16 protein-coding genes are annotated in these 16094 nt (G+C 69.0%); 13 read left to right on the top strand and 3 right to left on the bottom strand.

Annotation, left to right across the window (positions count from 1 at the left end; genetic code table 11):
- Nucleotides 1–2 precede the first annotated feature (2 nt).
- The 13 genes from mtgA to pyrF all read left to right on the top strand — a co-directional run bounded on the left by mtgA (nt 3) and on the right by pyrF (nt 13837).
- Nucleotides 3–773: a monofunctional biosynthetic peptidoglycan transglycosylase gene (gene mtgA, locus WT16_RS14530; RefSeq protein ID WP_006025215.1), complete on the top strand. Its 771-nt coding sequence runs from the start codon at nt 3–5 to the stop codon at nt 771–773.
- A gap of 454 nt (nt 774–1227) precedes the next feature.
- Entirely contained in the window at nt 1228–2862 is a 1635-nt protein-coding gene (locus WT16_RS14525) for a peptidase S10 (protein WP_063533584.1), read from the top strand.
- Between the two features lie 89 nt (nt 2863–2951).
- Nucleotides 2952–3353 (top strand): EF-hand domain-containing protein, encoded by a 402-nt coding sequence (locus tag WT16_RS14520; protein ID WP_006025217.1) that lies wholly within the window; start codon nt 2952–2954, stop codon nt 3351–3353.
- Between the two features lie 264 nt (nt 3354–3617).
- On the top strand, nt 3618–4535 hold the full coding sequence (locus tag WT16_RS14515; RefSeq protein ID WP_015601728.1) for an IclR family transcriptional regulator: 918 nt from the start codon (nt 3618–3620) through the stop codon (nt 4533–4535).
- A complete protein-coding gene (locus tag WT16_RS14510) occupies nt 4532–5554 on the top strand; it encodes a 2-dehydro-3-deoxygalactonokinase (protein WP_063533583.1) in 1023 nt (340 codons plus the stop codon). Before WT16_RS14515 ends, WT16_RS14510 begins: the two co-directional genes overlap by 4 nt.
- 42 nt (nt 5555–5596) lie before the next feature.
- Entirely contained in the window at nt 5597–6286 is a 690-nt protein-coding gene (locus tag WT16_RS14505; protein ID WP_063533582.1) for a 2-dehydro-3-deoxy-6-phosphogalactonate aldolase, read from the top strand.
- Nucleotides 6283–7062, top strand: a complete 780-nt coding sequence (locus WT16_RS14500; RefSeq protein WP_063533864.1) for an SDR family oxidoreductase — start codon at nt 6283–6285, stop codon at nt 7060–7062. Before WT16_RS14505 ends, WT16_RS14500 begins: the two co-directional genes overlap by 4 nt.
- A 129-nt stretch (nt 7063–7191) precedes the next feature.
- Nucleotides 7192–8187 (top strand): arabinose ABC transporter substrate-binding protein, encoded by a 996-nt coding sequence (locus tag WT16_RS14495; RefSeq protein ID WP_015601106.1) that lies wholly within the window; start codon nt 7192–7194, stop codon nt 8185–8187.
- Nucleotides 8188–8316: 129 nt separating this feature from the next.
- Nucleotides 8317–9828 (top strand): L-arabinose ABC transporter ATP-binding protein AraG, encoded by a 1512-nt coding sequence (gene araG, locus WT16_RS14490; protein ID WP_015601139.1) that lies wholly within the window; start codon nt 8317–8319, stop codon nt 9826–9828.
- Between the two features lie 98 nt (nt 9829–9926).
- The gene (gene araH, locus WT16_RS14485) at nt 9927–10931 is read left to right on the top strand and encodes an L-arabinose ABC transporter permease AraH (RefSeq protein ID WP_006025224.1); all 1005 of its coding nucleotides are present in this window, start codon (nt 9927–9929) and stop codon (nt 10929–10931) included.
- Nucleotides 10932–10960: 29 nt separating this feature from the next.
- Nucleotides 10961–11794, top strand: a complete 834-nt coding sequence (locus WT16_RS14480) for an SDR family oxidoreductase (RefSeq protein WP_063533581.1) — start codon at nt 10961–10963, stop codon at nt 11792–11794.
- A 46-nt stretch (nt 11795–11840) separates the two neighbouring features.
- Nucleotides 11841–12914: an aldose 1-epimerase gene (locus WT16_RS14475; protein WP_009913618.1), complete on the top strand. Its 1074-nt coding sequence runs from the start codon at nt 11841–11843 to the stop codon at nt 12912–12914.
- A 95-nt stretch (nt 12915–13009) separates the two neighbouring features.
- The gene (pyrF, locus tag WT16_RS14470) at nt 13010–13837 is read left to right on the top strand and encodes an orotidine-5'-phosphate decarboxylase (RefSeq protein ID WP_006025227.1); all 828 of its coding nucleotides are present in this window, start codon (nt 13010–13012) and stop codon (nt 13835–13837) included.
- A gap of 16 nt (nt 13838–13853) precedes the next feature.
- Here pyrF and WT16_RS14465 read toward each other — a convergent pair whose 3' ends face one another.
- Genes WT16_RS14465 through thiL form a run of 3 tightly spaced genes read right to left on the bottom strand, consistent with a single transcriptional unit; the run spans nt 13854 to nt 15973 of the window.
- Nucleotides 13854–14354 carry a CinA family protein gene (locus WT16_RS14465; RefSeq protein WP_015601091.1) on the bottom strand — a complete coding sequence of 167 codons (501 nt, stop codon included), beginning with the start codon at nt 14352–14354 and terminating at the stop codon, nt 13854–13856.
- Nucleotides 14355–14397: 43 nt separating this feature from the next.
- Nucleotides 14398–14982 (bottom strand): phosphatidylglycerophosphatase A, encoded by a 585-nt coding sequence (locus WT16_RS14460; RefSeq protein ID WP_063533580.1) that lies wholly within the window; start codon nt 14980–14982, stop codon nt 14398–14400.
- The gene (gene thiL, locus WT16_RS14455; RefSeq protein WP_041861580.1) at nt 14972–15973 is read right to left on the bottom strand and encodes a thiamine-phosphate kinase; all 1002 of its coding nucleotides are present in this window, start codon (nt 15971–15973) and stop codon (nt 14972–14974) included. The genes WT16_RS14460 and thiL overlap by 11 nt, the downstream gene beginning before the upstream one ends.
- Nucleotides 15974–16094: the final 121 nt, after the last annotated feature.

The following is a 16094-nucleotide window of genomic DNA, read 5'->3' as shown; positions in this document are numbered from 1 at the left end:
GGATGCGCAACAGTCCCGTTTCGCCCGGTCCGGGCTACGCGCCGGCGCGCGGCGCGACTCGCGCGCGCAAGCGCGGCGTCGCGCGCTGGCTCGCGTATGCGGGCGGCGTGTTTGCGGGCGCGTGGCTCGCGACGCAGCTCTATTACGTCGCGCAGATCGCGATGTGGTCGGTGCTCGATCCGGGTTCGAGCGCGTTCATGCGCGCGGACGCGTGGCGCTTGTCGAGCGCGCAGCCCGCGGCGGCGATCCGGCATCGGTGGGTGCCATACGACAGGATCTCGCGGAACCTGAAGCGCGCGGTGATCGCGTCCGAAGACGCCGATTTCGCGAACAATTCGGGCTACGAAGTGGACGCGATCCTGCAGGCGTGGGAGAAGAACCGCGCGCGCGGCCGCATCGTGTCGGGCGGCTCGACGATCACGCAGCAGCTCGCGCGCAATCTGTTCCTGTCCGGCGAGCGCAGCTACATCCGCAAGGGGCAGGAGCTCATCATCACGTGGATGCTCGAAACGCTGCTCGACAAGGAGCGCATCTTCGAGATCTACCTGAACTCGGTCGAGTTCGGCCGCGGCGTGTACGGTGCGGAGGCCGCCGCGCAGTACTACTACCGGATTCCCGCGAGCCGGCTTTCCGCCTGGCAATCGGCGCGGCTCGCGGTGATGCTGCCGAATCCGAAGTATTTCGATATGCACCGCGGCTCGCCTTACCTCGCGCAGCGTGCGGGCGTGATCGCGCGGCGGATGGGCGCGGCGGAATTGCCCGCGTCGCAGTGAGCGCGGCCGCGGCGCGCTCGCTCGCCGCATGCGCGCTTGCCGACCGGGCGCGTGCTTTCTTGCGGCGCATCATCCCGATATTCGCGCTTTCCATAAATCTTTCAAAATCGATACGTCCGGAATTCGGGTAATTCCCTGATTTATTTCGATTGCCAGATCAATTCTGCGTCGCAGTGCGAATCGAGCAATAAAAAATCCGTCTGACTGCGGGTTTGGGTGCAATGGAATTCACAAAACGCCGTTCCAAAGTCCGATTCCACGCTGATTCCATTCAAATGGGAAATCGCGCCTGAAAGAATAAAGTAAGCCGCGTTTCTTTCAAATGTTTCGCCATTTTTCAAATCGGAACTTGTCGCGTATATTGGCCGACGCCGTGGCTTATCGGGCCGATCGAGCAAGGTGGGGGCGCCTATCCGGCTGCTCAGGAAAACAACATGAGAGAAGGAAAACGACTATGCCAGCACGTAAAACGAAGCTGTTATTAGCCGCAGTATTCTCTTCGCTGCTCGTCGCAGCGTGCAATGGAGATGACGCCGGTTCGAGCGCGAGCGCCGCCGCGAACGCGGACAGTTCGACCAGCATCGACACCTCGTCCGGCGCAGACAAACCCTATCGGGATCCCAACCGTTATTCGTCGAGTGCGAGCGCTTCGCTGTCGCCCTCCGCCGTGACCGAGAACGCGGCGATCACGCATCATCAGATCACGGTGAACGGCAAGGCGATCAACTACACCGCGACCGCGGGCCACCTGACCGCGCGCAACCCGCAAAGCGGCGCCGCAGAAGCGTCGTTCTTCTACGTCGCGTACACGGCAGACAGCCAGCCGCCCGGCAAGCGGCCCGTCACGTTCTTCTACAACGGCGGCCCCGGCTCGTCGACAGTCTGGCTGCATCTCGGCTCGTTCGGGCCGAAGCGCCTCGTGACGGGCGATCCGAACGCGAACAGCCCGACGCCGTTCCCGTTCGTCGACAACCAGCAAACGCTTCTCGACACGACCGATCTCGTGTTCGTCGACGCGATCGGCACAGGCTTCTCCGAGGCGATCGCGCCGAACACGAACCAGACGTTCTGGGGCGTCGATCAGGATGCTGGAGCATTTCGCGATTTCGTAATCCGCTATCTGCAGGCGAATCAGCGCAGCGATTCGCCGAAGTACCTGTTCGGCGAATCGTACGGCACGCCGCGCACCGACGTGCTCGCGAACCTGCTCGAGACGGCGGGCGTGAAGCTCGACGGCATCGTGCTGCAGTCGTCGATCCTCAACTACAACAGCAACTGCGACATGGCGAGCAATTCCGTCGGCAGCTCGAACAACGGATCGAGCACGGTGAGCTGCGCGGGCTTCGTGCCGAGCTATGGCGCGATCGGCGCGTACTATCAGCTCGACAATCCGAACCCGGCGAACCTGCCGCAGTACGCGGACGAGATGCGTCTGCTGACGGCAGGCACCTATTCGCCGGCCGTGGACGCCTATCTCGCGAACCACACGCAGCCGTCGTCGGGCCTCGTCACGACGATGTCGAACGCAACGGGCGCGACTGTGCCGCTCTGGCGCGCGAACTTCAACCTGCTGCCGACTTCGTATGACAACAGCTATCAGCTCGCGCTGATTCCGGGCACGTTGATCGGCCGCTACGACGCGCGCGTGAACGTGCCGACGAACAGTCCGCTCGCGTCGGGCGGCGATCCGTCGAGCAGCTTCATCACGAAGCCGTTCACCGACACGATCGGCACCTATTTGCCGAACGTGCTCAAGTACACGGCGAAATCGGCCTATGCTGTGGAGAGCAATGCGATCTCCTCGTGGGACTGGAGCCACGACGGCCTCGATCTGCCCGACACGATCCCGGATCTGGCCGCGGCGCTCACGCTCAATCCCGCGCTGAAGGTGCTGTCGCTGAACGGCTATCACGACATCGCGACGCCGTTCTACCAGACGGAGCTCGATCTCGCCCGGCTCGGCGCGCAGCCCAATCTGACGATCAGGGACTACCAGGGCGGGCACATGGTCTACCTGGACGATACGTCGCGGCCGCAGGAAAAAGCCGATCTGGCGACGTTCTATGCGGCGACGCCCGCCGCGCGATGACGCCGAACGATGCTGCAGCGTCCGCCGCGCCGTGCGCCCCACGCGCCGCGCGGCGGGCCGTGACGATCCCATTTCTCTTCGGAGCTGACATGAAAATCCAATCGGCATTCGCGTGGTCCGCGCTCGTTGTCGCAGGCCTCGCGCTCTTCACGCAGACCGCGTTCGCGCAGGAAGCTGCGAGCGATGCGCAATCCGATCGCCATACGCAGGCGCAACTCGGCGATCCGTACGTGCCACCCGCCGCGCGCAAGCCGACGGCCGGCACGCAGACGTCCGGCGCCGCGCTGCACGCGCAGGTGGTGCGCAAGCTGCAACGCCAGTTCGCGGCGGCCGACGTCGACAATACGGGCCTGACCGAAGCGCAGGCGAAGGCCGCAGGCCTCGGCTACGTCGCGAAGAACTTCAGGCAGATCGACGCGAACCATACCGGTCGCGTGTCGTTCTCCGACGTGCAGCGCTACATCCAATCGCAGAGCGCGACGCAGAAGTAAGCAGACCGCACATCGCCAACCCCACGGCGAGCACGGGGTGCGCATCGAACGGGCTCAGCCGGGCAATCGGCTCAGCCCGTTTTTTCATGCGTGCGGCCGGCTTGTGAGTATGATCTGGATTCCCAATATATGAGAGCTTCATTCAAATATTGGAGCTTGCAGCGCACCCTCCTACAATCCGAAGCACATCGAAACGCTTCGGCAGATGCGCGGCCGCCGGAAATCGTCGGCGCGCGCGTCTGGTTCGCCGGAGTTCATCGCACCATGAACAAAACGCCCATGACGCTTGCCTTGAACGGCGCGACAGCCGTCCATCCCGACGCGTCGGACACGTCCGACGCGTCGCTCGCCGACAGCATCGGCGCGACGAGCACGCCGCTCGATCTCGCCGCGCAGCAGGCGGGCACGCAAACGCTGCTGCGCGGGCTCGCGATTCTCGAGGCGGTCGCGGGCGGCGCGCGCGACATGCGCGCGATCGGCGCCGCGCTCGGCACGACGCGCAGCACGACGCACCGCCTCGTCAGCAGCCTCGTGCAGGCGCGCTATTTGCGCCAGGTGCAAGGCGGCTATCTGCTCGGCCCGAAGCTGATCGAGCTCGGCACGATCGCGCTCGAGCAGATGCCGCTCACGGCGGTCGCGCGCCCGCATCTCGAGGCGCTCGCGCAAGCGACGCTCGACACGATCCATCTCGGCGTGCGCGACGGCGACGACGTGCTCTACATCGACAAGATTCCCGGCACGCGCGGCCTGGAGATGCGCTCGCGGATCGGCCACCGGATGCCGCTCGCATCGACGGGAATCGGCAAGGCGATGATGCTCGACCTCGATCCCGACACGTGGCGCTCGCTGTTCGACGCATCGAAGCGCGCGCTCGCGGGCGTGAACTTCAAGCCGGACCGCCGCCCGGACGTCGGCACGTTCCTGCAGCGCATGGCGCACTATGCGGCGGGCGGCTACACGTTCGATCTCGAGGAAAACGAAACGTCGATTCGCTGCGTCGCCGCGCCGGTGCGCGATGCGTCGGGCGCGATCGTCGCCGCGCTGTCGGTCGCGAGCACGATTCCGTATATGTCGCTCGACCGGATGAACGAGCTCGTGCCGCTCGTGCAGCGCGGCGCGCGCGCGATTTCGGCCGATCTCGGCTGGAGCGCGCCGCAGGCGACGCGCCGGATCAAGCGATGACCGCGCACGCGAGCACGCCCGCGCTGATCGGGCTCGACTGGGGCACGACATCGCTGCGCGCGTACCTGTTCGCCGCCGACGGCTCGGTGCTCGACACGCGCGCGCTCGCCGCGGGCGTGATGAGCCTGCCCGATGCGCCGGGCGCGTCGCCGTCGCAGGCGTTCGATGCCGCGTTCGAGCAAGCATGCGGCGCATGGCTCGACCGCGCGCCGCACGTGCCCGCGCTCGCGGCCGGCATGGTCGGCAGCGCGCAGGGCTGGCGCGAGGCGCCTTACGTGACGATGCCGGCCGCCGCCGACACGTTCGCATCGAGTCTCGTGCGGTTTCATACCGCGCGCGGCTTTGCGTTCGCGATCGTGCCGGGCGCGCTCGAACCGGGCGAGCTGCCGGACGTGATGCGTGGCGAGGAAACGCAGATCGTCGGCGCGCTCGCGGCCGAGCCGTCGCTTGCGGCCGAACGCGCGGGCGCGCTGATCGGGCTGCCCGGCACGCACGCGAAATGGGCGTGGGTGCGCGGCGGCCGCATCGAATGGTTCCGAACCTACATGACGGGCGAGCTGTTCGCCGCGCTGCGCGGGCACACGATCCTCGGCCGCACGATGCGGGCGAGCGACGCGCCCGACTGGTCCGCATTCGCGCGCGGCGTGCGGATCGCGCGGCGCAAGCGCCGCGAAGGATTGCTCGCGACGCTGTTCAGCACGCGCACGCTCGGCCTCACCGGGCAGCTCGCGCCACAAGCGCAGGGCGACTATCTGTCCGGACTGCTGATCGGTCACGAGCTGAATGCGCTCGATGCGCTGCTCGACGGCCAGCGCGCGTCGCTCGCGGCGCTCGCGCCGCGCCTCGTCGGCGACGGCGCGTTGTGCGACCGCTACCGCCGCGCGCTCGCCGAATTCGATTGCGGCGGGGCGCGCATCGTCGAGCGCGCGTCCGAGCGCGGCCTGTGGCGCATCGCGGTGCAGGCGGGGCTCGTCGGCGCGGCGGGCGACGCGCCGCCCGCGCCCCTCGCGCCGCACTAGGCGCGAAGCGCGTTTCGACACGAAGTGGCTGGAGGAAATGAGATGTCGATGGATGCCGAAGCACTGCGTTTTCCCGCGCCGTATGCGCCGCATCGCGCGCTGATGCGCGCGTTCGACGCGTGCCCGATGATCGCGATCCTGCGCGGCGTCACGCCCGCCGACGCGGCGGCGCACGGCGCCGCGCTGTACGACGCGGGTTTTCGCATCGTCGAGGTGCCGCTCAATTCGCCCGATCCGTTCGACAGCATCGCCGCGTTGCGCGCCGCGCTGCCCGCCGACGCGATCGTCGGCGCGGGCACCGTGCTGCGCGCCGAATACGTCGACGAAGTCGTGCGCGCCGGCGGCGAGCTGATCGTGATGCCGCATGCGGACGGCGACGTCGTGCGCCGCGCGAAGACGCTCGGCATCGGATGCGCGCCCGGCGTCGCGACGCCGACCGAGGCGTTCGCCGCGCTCGCGGACGGCGCGGACGTGCTGAAGATGTTTCCCGCCGAGCAGCTCGGCACGCCGGCCGTGAAGGCGTGGCGCGCGGTGATCGACGCGCGCGTGCCGCTCGTGCCGGTGGGCGGGATCACGCCCGAGAACATGGGCCCGTATCTCGCGGCGGGCGCGAACGGCTTCGGCCTCGGCTCGGCGCTGTATGCGCCCGGGCAGGCGCCCGCCGTCACTGCCGCGCGCGCGCGGGCGTTCGCCAACGGATGGCGGATCGCCCGCAAGGGAGTGGCGCGGTGAACCGGCTCGCGGGCAAGGTCGCCCTCGTGACGGGCGCGGGGCGCGGCATCGGCGCGGCGATCGCGCGCGCGTTCGTGCGCGAAGGCGCGGCCGTCGCGATTGCGGAGCTCGACGCGGCGCTCGCGGACGAGACCGCCGACGCGATCGCGCGCGACGCCGCCGACGCGCGCGTGCTCGCGGTGCCGACGGACGTCGCGCGGGCCGAATCGGTCGCGGCGGCGCTCGCGCGCACGGAGCGCGCATTCGGCCCGCTCGACGTGCTCGTCAACAACGCCGGCGTCAACGTGTTCGGCGATCCGCTCGCGCTCACCGACGAAGACTGGCGGCGCTGCTTCGCGATCGATCTCGACGGCGTCTGGAACGGCTGCCGCGCGGCGCTGCCGGGCATGGTCGAGCGCGGGCGCGGCAGCATCGTGAACATCGCGTCGACGCACGCGTTCAAGATCATCCCGGGCTGCTTTCCGTACCCGGTCGCGAAGCACGGCGTGCTGGGTCTCACGCGCGCGCTCGGCATCGAATACGCGCCGCGCAACGTGCGCGTGAACGCGATCGCTCCGGGCTACATCGAGACGCAGTTGACGCATGACTGGTGGGGCGCGCAGCCCGATCCCGAGGCCGCGCGCCGCGAGACGCTCGCGTTGCAGCCGATGAAGCGGATCGGGCGTCCGGACGAAGTCGCGATGACCGCGGTGTTTCTCGCGTCGGATGAGGCGCCGTTCATCAACGCGAGCTGCATCACGATCGACGGCGGCCGATCGGTGCTGTACCACGACTGATTCACTTGCGCGGTGCGCCCGCGAGGGACGCATACGCGCGAAGGCGGCGCGCGACGGTCGCACGCGCCGCGTCGAGACGACGAAGCGGCCGACGGCTCCGGTGACGGAGACAACAAGGAGACAAGCAACATGAAACGCAGAACGTTCATCACGCTGGCGGCAGCGGCGACGGTCGCGGCGGCGGGCCTGCCCGCGCATGCGGCCGAGCCCGTGAAGATCGGCTTCCTCGTCAAGCAGCCCGAGGAGCCGTGGTTCCAGGACGAATGGAAATTCGCCGAGCTCGCCGCGAAGGACAAGGGCTTCACGCTCGTGAAGATCGGCGCGCCGTCCGGCGAGAAGGTGATGAGCGCGATCGACAATCTCGCCGCGCAGAAGGCGCAGGGCTTCATCATCTGCACGCCGGACGTGAAGCTCGGGCCGGGCATCGTCGCGAAAGCGAAATCGCACGGCCTGAAGATGATGACGGTCGACGACCGGCTCGTCGACGGCGCGGGCAAGCCGATCGAATCGGTCCCGCACATGGGCATCTCCGCATACGACATCGGCAAGCAGGTCGGCAGCGGGATCGCGGCCGAGATCAGGAAGCGCGGCTGGAACATGAACGAAGTCGGCGCGATCGACATCACGTACGAGCAGTTGCCGACCGCGCATGACCGCACGACGGGCGCGACCGACGCGCTCGTCGCCGCCGGCTTTCCGAAGGCGAACGTGATCGCCGCGGCGCAGGCGAAGACCGACACCGAAAACGCATTCAACGCGGCGAACATCGCGCTCACGAAGAATCCGAAGTTCAAGCACTGGGTCGCCTACGGTCTCAATGACGAAGCGGTGCTCGGCGCGGTGCGCGCGGCCGAGGGGCGCGGCTTCAAGGCGGCCGACATGATCGGCATCGGCATCGGCGGGTCGGACTCGGCGCTCAACGAGTTCAAGAAGCCGCAGCCGACGGGCTTCTTCGGCACCGTGATCATCAGCCCGAAACGCCACGGCGAAGAGACGTCGGAGCTGATGTACGCGTGGATCACGCAAGGCAAGGCGCCACCGCCGCTCACGCTGACGACGGGCATGCTCGCGACGCGCGAGAACGTCGCGCAGGTGCGCGAGACGATGGGGCTCGCGGCGAAGTAGGCGAAGCGCGCCAGCGTTTTCGCGGTGCGGGCGTCGCGCGATGCGCGGCGCTCGCGGCGGCGATGCGCGCGGCGGTGCGGCAGGTGACGGGGCAACAGGGCGACAAGCATGGCAGGAGACGGAGGCGACGTGGCTGCGGCACTGCGTTTTGACAATATCGGCAAGGTCTTTCCCGGCGTGCGCGCGCTCGACGGCATCTCGTTCGACGTGCATGCGGGACAGGTGCACGGCCTGATGGGCGAGAACGGCGCGGGCAAGTCGACGCTGCTCAAGATTCTCGGCGGCGAATATCAGCCCGACTCGGGCGGCGTGCTCGTCGACGGGCAGGCGATGCGCTTTCCGAGCGCGGCTGCGTCGATCGCGGCGGGCATCGCGGTGATCCATCAGGAGCTGCAATACGTGCCCGATCTGACGGTGGCCGAGAACCTGCTGCTCGGCCGGCTGCCGAGCGCGCTCGGCTGGGTCAGGAAGCGCGACGCGCAGCGCTTCGTGCGCGAGCGGCTCGGCGCGATGGGCGTCGATCTCGATGCGCAGGCGAAGCTGCGGCGGCTGTCGATCGCGCAGCGGCAGATGGTCGAGATCTGCAAGGCGCTGCTGCGCAACGCGCGCGTGATCGCGCTCGACGAGCCGACGAGCTCGCTGTCGCACCGCGAGACCGAGGTGCTGTTCAAGCTCGTCGACGATCTGCGTCGCGACGGCCGCGCGCTCATCTACATCTCGCACCGGATGGACGAGATCTACCGGCTCTGCGACGCATGCACGATCTTTCGCGACGGCCGGCAGGTCGCATCGCACGCCTCGCTCGCGGACGTGCCGCGCGAGACGCTCGTGCGGCAGATGGTCGGCCGCGAGATCAGCGACATCTATCACTACGCGCCGCGCGAACTCGGCGACGTGCGTCTGTCGGCGCGCGCGCTCGAGGGAGACACGCTGCGCGCCGGCGCGAGCTTCGACGTGCGGGCGGGCGAGATCGTCGGCTTCTTCGGGCTCGTCGGCGCGGGGCGCAGCGAGCTGATGCGCGTGATCTACGGCGCGGACCGCAGGACGGGCGGCGCGCTCACGCTCGACGGCGAGCCGCTCGACATCCGCTCGACGCGCGACGCGATCCGCCACGGGATCGTGCTGTGCCCCGAGGATCGCAAGGAAGAGGGGATCGTCGCGCACGCGTCGGTCGCCGAGAACATCAACATCAGTTGTCGCCGCCACGCGCTGCGCGCGGGACTCTTTCTCGACCGCAAGCGCGAGGCCGAGACGGCCGATCGCTTCATCAAGCTGCTGAAGATCAAGACGCCCAGCCGTCGGCAGAAGATCCGCTTCCTGTCGGGCGGCAATCAGCAGAAGGCGATTCTCGCGCGCTGGCTCGCCGAGCCGGATCTGAAGGTCGTGATCCTCGACGAGCCGACGCGCGGCATCGACGTCGGTGCGAAGCACGAGATCTACGGCGTGATCTACGAGCTCGCGAAGCGCGGCTGCGCGATCGTGATGGTGTCGTCCGAGCTGCCGGAGGTGCTCGGCGTATCGGATCGCATCGTCGTGATGCGCGAAGGACGGATCGCGGGCGAGCTCGCGCGCGGCGAAGCGAACGAGGAGGCGGTGCTCAATCTCGCGCTGCCGCAGGGCGCGACCGCGCACGCCGCATGACGAACGCGCGGCGCGATGACGTTGCGCGACGCGCGGGACAGCGAATTCGAGGATTGGAGAGAAGGGCGGCCGCGCCGCCCGGCAGAGGAGCAAACGACATGCAAGCGAGAGAGAACCTTCCACAAGCCGCGGCGCACGCGGCGGCCGTGCCGGCCGAGGACCGGCAGCGCTGGCGGCAGCACGCCGCCGATTACAGTCTCGTCGCGATCTTCGCGGCGATGTTCGTCGCGATGTCGCTGACGGTCGATCATTTCTTCTCGATCGACAACATGCTCGGGCTCGCGCTGTCGATCTCGCAGATCGGGATGGTCGCGTGCACGATGATGTTCTGCCTCGCGTCGCGCGATTTCGACCTGTCGATCGGCTCGACGGTCGCGTTCGCCGGCGTGCTGTGCGCGATGGTGCTCAACGCGACCGACAATACGTTCGTCGCTGTCGCCGCGGCGGTCGCGGCGGGCGCGGCCATCGGCTTCGTCAACGGCGCGGTGATCGCGTATCTGCGAATCAACGCGCTGATCACGACGCTCGCGACGATGGAGATCGTGCGCGGGCTCGGCTTCATCGTGTCGAAGGGGCAGGCGGTGGGCGTGTCGTCGGAGACGTTCATCGCGTTGGGCGGGCTCACGTTCTTCGGCGTGTCGCTGCCGATCTGGGTGACGCTCGTGTGCTTCGTCGTGTTCGGCGTGCTGCTCAACCAGACCGTGTACGGCCGCAACACGCTCGCGATCGGCGGCAATCCGGAGGCGTCGCGGCTCGCCGGGATCAACGTCGAGCGCACGCGCGTCTACATCTTCCTGATCCAGGGCGCGGTGACTGCGCTCGCGGGCGTGATCCTCGCGTCGCGGATCACGTCGGGCCAGCCGAACGCCGCGCAGGGCTTCGAGCTGAACGTGATCTCCGCGTGCGTGCTGGGCGGCGTGTCGCTCGCGGGCGGGCGCGCGTCGATCTCGGGCGTCGTGATCGGCGTGTTGATCATGGGCACTGTCGAGAACGTGATGAACCTGCTCAATATCGATGCGTTCTATCAATACCTGGTGCGCGGCGCGATCCTGCTCGCCGCCGTGCTGCTCGACCAGTTGAAGAACCGCGGCGCGCGCGATTGAGCGCATCGCCCTTTTCCGGGAATGAACAGATGACCGACATTGCTTCGCATCGCGAATCGAACGGCGCGCAGGATGCGCAGGATGCGCAAGACGCGCAACACGAACGTTACGCGCGCTACCCGAGCCTCGCCGGACGCGTGGTGCTGATCACGGGCGGCGCGACGGGCATCGGCGCGTCGTTCGTCGAGCACTTCGCGCGGCAGGGCGCGCGCGTCGCGTTCGTCGATCTCGACGAACAGGCTGGCCGCGCGCTCGCCGCGCGGCTCGCCGACGCCGCGCACGCGCCCGTGTTCGCCGCGTGCGACCTCACCGACATCGCCGCGCTGCGCGGCGCGATCGACGCGATCCGCGCGCGCGTCGGCCCGATCGCGGCGCTCGTGAACAACGCGGCGAACGACGTGCGCCACGCGATCGCCGACGTGACGCCCGAATCGTTCGACGCGAGCATCGCGGTGAACCTGCGCCATCAGTTCTTCGCCGCGCAGGCGGTGATCGACGACATGAAGCGGCTGGGCGGCGGCTCGATCGTCAATCTCGGCTCGATTGGCTGGATGCTGAAGAATGCGGGCTATCCGGTCTACGCAACCGCGAAGGCGGCGGTGCAGGGGCTCACGCGCGCGCTCGCGCGCGAGCTCGGGCCGTTCGGCATTCGCGTGAACACGCTCGTGCCGGGCTGGGTGATGACCGACAAGCAGCGCCGCCTGTGGCTCGACGACGCGGGCCGCGCGGCGATCAAGGCGGGGCAGTGCATCGACGCCGAGCTGCTGCCGGGCGACCTCGCGCGGATGGCGCTCTTTCTCGCGGCGGACGACAGCCGGATGATCACCGCGCAGGACGTTGTCGTCGACGGCGGCTGGGCATAGCATTCGCGCGGATGACGAAGCGCGACGAAAGCAGGAGGACGCAATCATGACCGCGACGCATTCTCGATCCACGGCCACCGACGCGGTGCAAACCTTGCAGACGCGCACCGCGCGGCGCGCGGCCGCCGCGCATCTGGTGAGCCCGGGGCCGCAGACGTCGCAGATCGCGCGCGGCGCGGGCGTCACCGAAACGGCGATCGCGACGCTCTCGACCGATCTGCTGCGGCTCGACGTCGCGCCGCACCTGGGCGGCGGCGTCACGCGCTTCGACTGGCGCGGCGACGGCGCGCTCACGCCGATCTTTCGCCGCTGCGATGCGCCCGGCGCGCGCACCGATCCGAACGAGCTCGCGTGCTATCCGCTGCTGCCGTACTCGAACCGGATCGGCGGCGGGCGCTTCGAGTGTGACGGCCGGCTCGTGCGCGTGCCGCGCAACCGCTCGACCGAGCAGGTGCCGATTCACGGCGACGGCTGGCTCGCGCACTGGCGGCTCGACGATGCGACCGATACGCAGTTGTGTCTGTCGCTCGATCGCAGCAATGGCGCGCCGTATGCGTATCGCGCGACGCAGGTCTATGCGCTCGACGGCGCGACGCTCACGATCGCGCTCGGCATCGAGAACACGGGCGCGATGCGGCTGCCGTTCGGGCTCGGCGTGCATCCGTTCATCGTGCGCGACGCGTCGACCGAGCTCGCGGCCGCCGCGAGCGGGCTGTGGCTGGCGACGCCCGACTGGCTGCCGTCGCGCCATGTCGGCGCGCCCGCCGCGTGGCGCTTCGGCATCGCGTATCCGTTGCCGGACACGCTCGTCAATCACGCTTTCACCGGCTGGGGCGGCGGCGCGACGATCGCGTGGCCGCAGCGCCGGCTCGGGCTGACGGTCACGGCCGACGCCGACTGCTATGTGCTGTATACGCCGCCCGGCGAGCCGTATTTCTGCTTCGAGCCGGTCGATCATCCGATCGATGCGGTGAACCTGCCGGGCGGCGCCGCCGCGCACGGGATGACGCTGCTCGCGCCGGGCGAGCGCCTGATGCGGCGCTTTCGCTTCACCGTCGCGCGCACCGATGCGCGCGCGACGCCCGCCGCCCGCGAATCGAAGCGGCGCCCGATCGCGTAGCGCGGGCGGGCTGGGCGCGCGCCCGCAGTCCGATTGCCCGTCGCGACGCAGGTAAAATACGCGTCTTCCCAACCGCCGAGCCGCGAGTGAGCGCCATGTCTTCCACGCCTACCTTCATCGAATCGCTGCGCGCCGCCTGGCAGCGCACGAATTCGCTGCTGTGCGTCGGTCTCGATCCCGAGCCGACCAAGTTTCCCGCGCGCCTCGAGAACCAGCCCGATGCGATCTTCGATTTCTGCCGCGAGATCGTCGACGCGACCGCGCCGTTCGCGAGCGCGTTCAAGCCGCAGATCGCATACTTCGCCGCGCATCGCGCGGAAGATCAGCTCGAGCGGCTGATCGCGCACATCCATCTGCAGCATCCCGGCCTGCCCGTGATCCTCGACGCGAAGCGCGGCGACATCGGCAGCACCGCCGAGCAATACGCGCGCGAGGCATTCGAGCGCTATCGCGCGGACGCGGTCACGGTCAATCCGTACATGGGCTTCGATTCGATCGAGCCGTATCTCGCTTACGAGGACAAGGGCGTGATCGTGCTGTGCCGCACGTCGAATCCGGGCGGCTCGGACCTGCAGTTTCTCGAAACGGGCGGGCGGCCGCTCTATCAGGTCGTCGCCGATCTCGCGGCGAACAAGTGGAATGCGAAGACGGGCCAGCTCGCGCTCGTCGTCGGCGCGACGTTTCCGAAGGAGATCGAGGCCGTGCGCGGGATCGTCGGCGACATGCCGCTGCTGATTCCCGGCATCGGCGCGCAGGGCGGCGACGTCGCCGCGACCGTCGCCGCGGGCCGCACGGCCGACGGCGCGGGCATGATGATCAACTCGTCGCGCGCGATCCTGTACGCGAGCCGCGACGACGACTTCGCCGACGCGGCCGCGCGCGTCGCCGGGCAGACCCGCGACGCGATCAACGCGCATCGCTGAGCGCCGGCGCTTCGCTTCAGCGCTCCTGCTCGTCGAGCAGTTGGATGAGGCCGCGCAGCGCGTGCGTGGCCGCCTGCACGCGGATCTGCTCGCGGTCGCCCTTGAACACGAGCGTCTCGACCGACGTGTGCAGCCGGTTGCTCCAGCCGAACGACACGGTGCCGACGGGCTTGTGCTCGGAGCCGCCGCCCGGCCCGGCGACGCCGGTGACGGCGAGCGCGACCTGCGCGCGGCTGTTGCGTAGCGCGCCCTCGACCATCGCGCGCGCGACGGGCTCGCTGACCGCGCCGTGCTTGTCGATCAGATCGGCGGGCACGCCGATCATCTCGATCTTCGCGGCGTTCGAATAGGTGACGAAGCCGCGCTCGAACCAGCCGCTGCTGCCGGAGATGTCGGTGATCGCGGTCGCGATCATGCCGCCCGTGCAGGACTCGGCTGTGGCGAGCGTCAGGTGCTCGTCGCGCAGCATGTTGCCGACGCGGATGGCGAGCTGGTGAACGACGGAATCGGTTGGCATGCGGGAAGTTCCGGTGCGAGCGGGGACGGACGGGCGCGCGGCGTCACTGCGCGGCGAACGAGCGCCACAGCGCGATCACGAAGAGCGTCATCAGCGCGGCGATCAGATCGTCGAACATGATGCCGAAGCCGCCTTTCAAATTCCGGTCGAAATAGCGGATGGGCGGCGGCTTCACCATGTCGAAGAAGCGGAACACGACGAACGCCCATAGTTGCTCGACGAACGTCGCCGGCGTGACGAGCAGCATCACGAGCCAGATCGCGACGATCTCGTCCCAGACCGCGGGGCCCGGATCGGCGATGCCCATCTTCTTCGCGGTGAAGCCCGTCATCCAGATGCCGGCGACGAAGCCGACGACGATGAGCGCCCACCATTCGGGCACGGTCAGGTAGCGGTTCAGCGCGACGAACGTGAGCCAGCCGAATATCGTGCCGAAGGTGCCGGGCATGAACGGCGCGAGGCCGCTGCCGAAGCCGAGCGACACGATGTGCACCGGATGCGAGAACATGAACCGCACGGTCGCGCGGCGGCGCGCGATCTTCTGCGGCTCCTGCTGCGGCGCGGGCGAGGGCGCCTGGCCGGGCTGGTCGGCGGAGTTGGCCGGACGGGGCGTCGGGTCAGTTGGCATGGAAATGATCGAAACCGTGCAGCGTGAGCGAAAGCGGCGCGCCCGACGCGTCGCGCCACGTGACGGCGCGCGCGTCCGTCGGCGCGGACAAGCCGCGTATTGTACCGATCCGCGTGACGGCCACGCCCGTGCGCGCGCCGGCCGCCTCGATCGCGGTGCGCGCGGACGGCGCTGCCGTGAAGCACAGCTCGTAGTCGTCGCCGCCTTCGAGCATGCAGCGGCGCTGCACGTCGGCGGGCAGCGCCGCGAGCGCGGCCGAGCGCGGCACCGCGTCGACGTTCACGTCGGCGCGCACGTTCGAGCGCTCGAGGATGTGCGGCAGATCACCCGCGAGGCCGTCGGACACGTCGAGCGCCGCGTGCGCGATGCCCGCGAGCGCGACGCCGAGCGCGACGCGCGGCTCCGGCCACTCGAGCGCGGCCCGGAACGCGGCTGTCTCGCGCCCGCCCGCCCGCCATTCGCCGCGGATCACGCCGAGGCCGGCGCGCGCGTCGCCGAGCACGCCGGATATCCAGACGTCGTCGCCGTCGCGTGCGGCGTCGCGGCGCAGCGCGGCGTCGGCTGCGACGTCGCCGAACACGGTGACGCACAGGTTGAGCGGCCCGCTCGTCGTGTCGCCGCCGATCAGCTCGCAGCCGTGGCGGTCCGCGAGCGCGAAGAGGCCGTCGGAGAACGCCTCGAGCCAGTCGGCGTCGGCGCGCGGCAGCGCGCACGCGAGCGTGAACGCGCGCGGCACGGCGCCCATCGCGGCCAGGTCGGACAAATTGACGGCGAGCGTCTTGTGGCCGAGCGCGCGCGGATCGACGTCGGCGAGGAAGTGTCGGCCTTCGACCAGCATGTCCGTCGAAATCGCCAGCATCTTGCCCGGTTGCGGCGCAAGCAGCGCGCAGTCGTCACCGATGCCGAGCGCGGCGCGCGCATGTGGCCCTTTCGCGTGGCGCGCGAAGAAGCGATCGATCAACGAGAATTCCGAGAGGGGAGGATGGGCCACGGGCGCGGATGTTCGAGCGTTGGGATGACGCTCATTGTAAGGCGCTTCGGGCTGCGGCCAGACGGCGCGGCGGCCCGCGCGCGGCCGATTCGTGACGTTTCGGTCGCGGCTGTCAAACCCT

It is taken from the genome of Burkholderia sp. MSMB1589WGS (assembly GCF_001636105.1).
GTDB lineage: Bacteria > Pseudomonadota > Gammaproteobacteria > Burkholderiales > Burkholderiaceae > Burkholderia > Burkholderia humptydooensis.
This window is presented reverse-complemented; position numbering and strand designations above follow the sequence as displayed.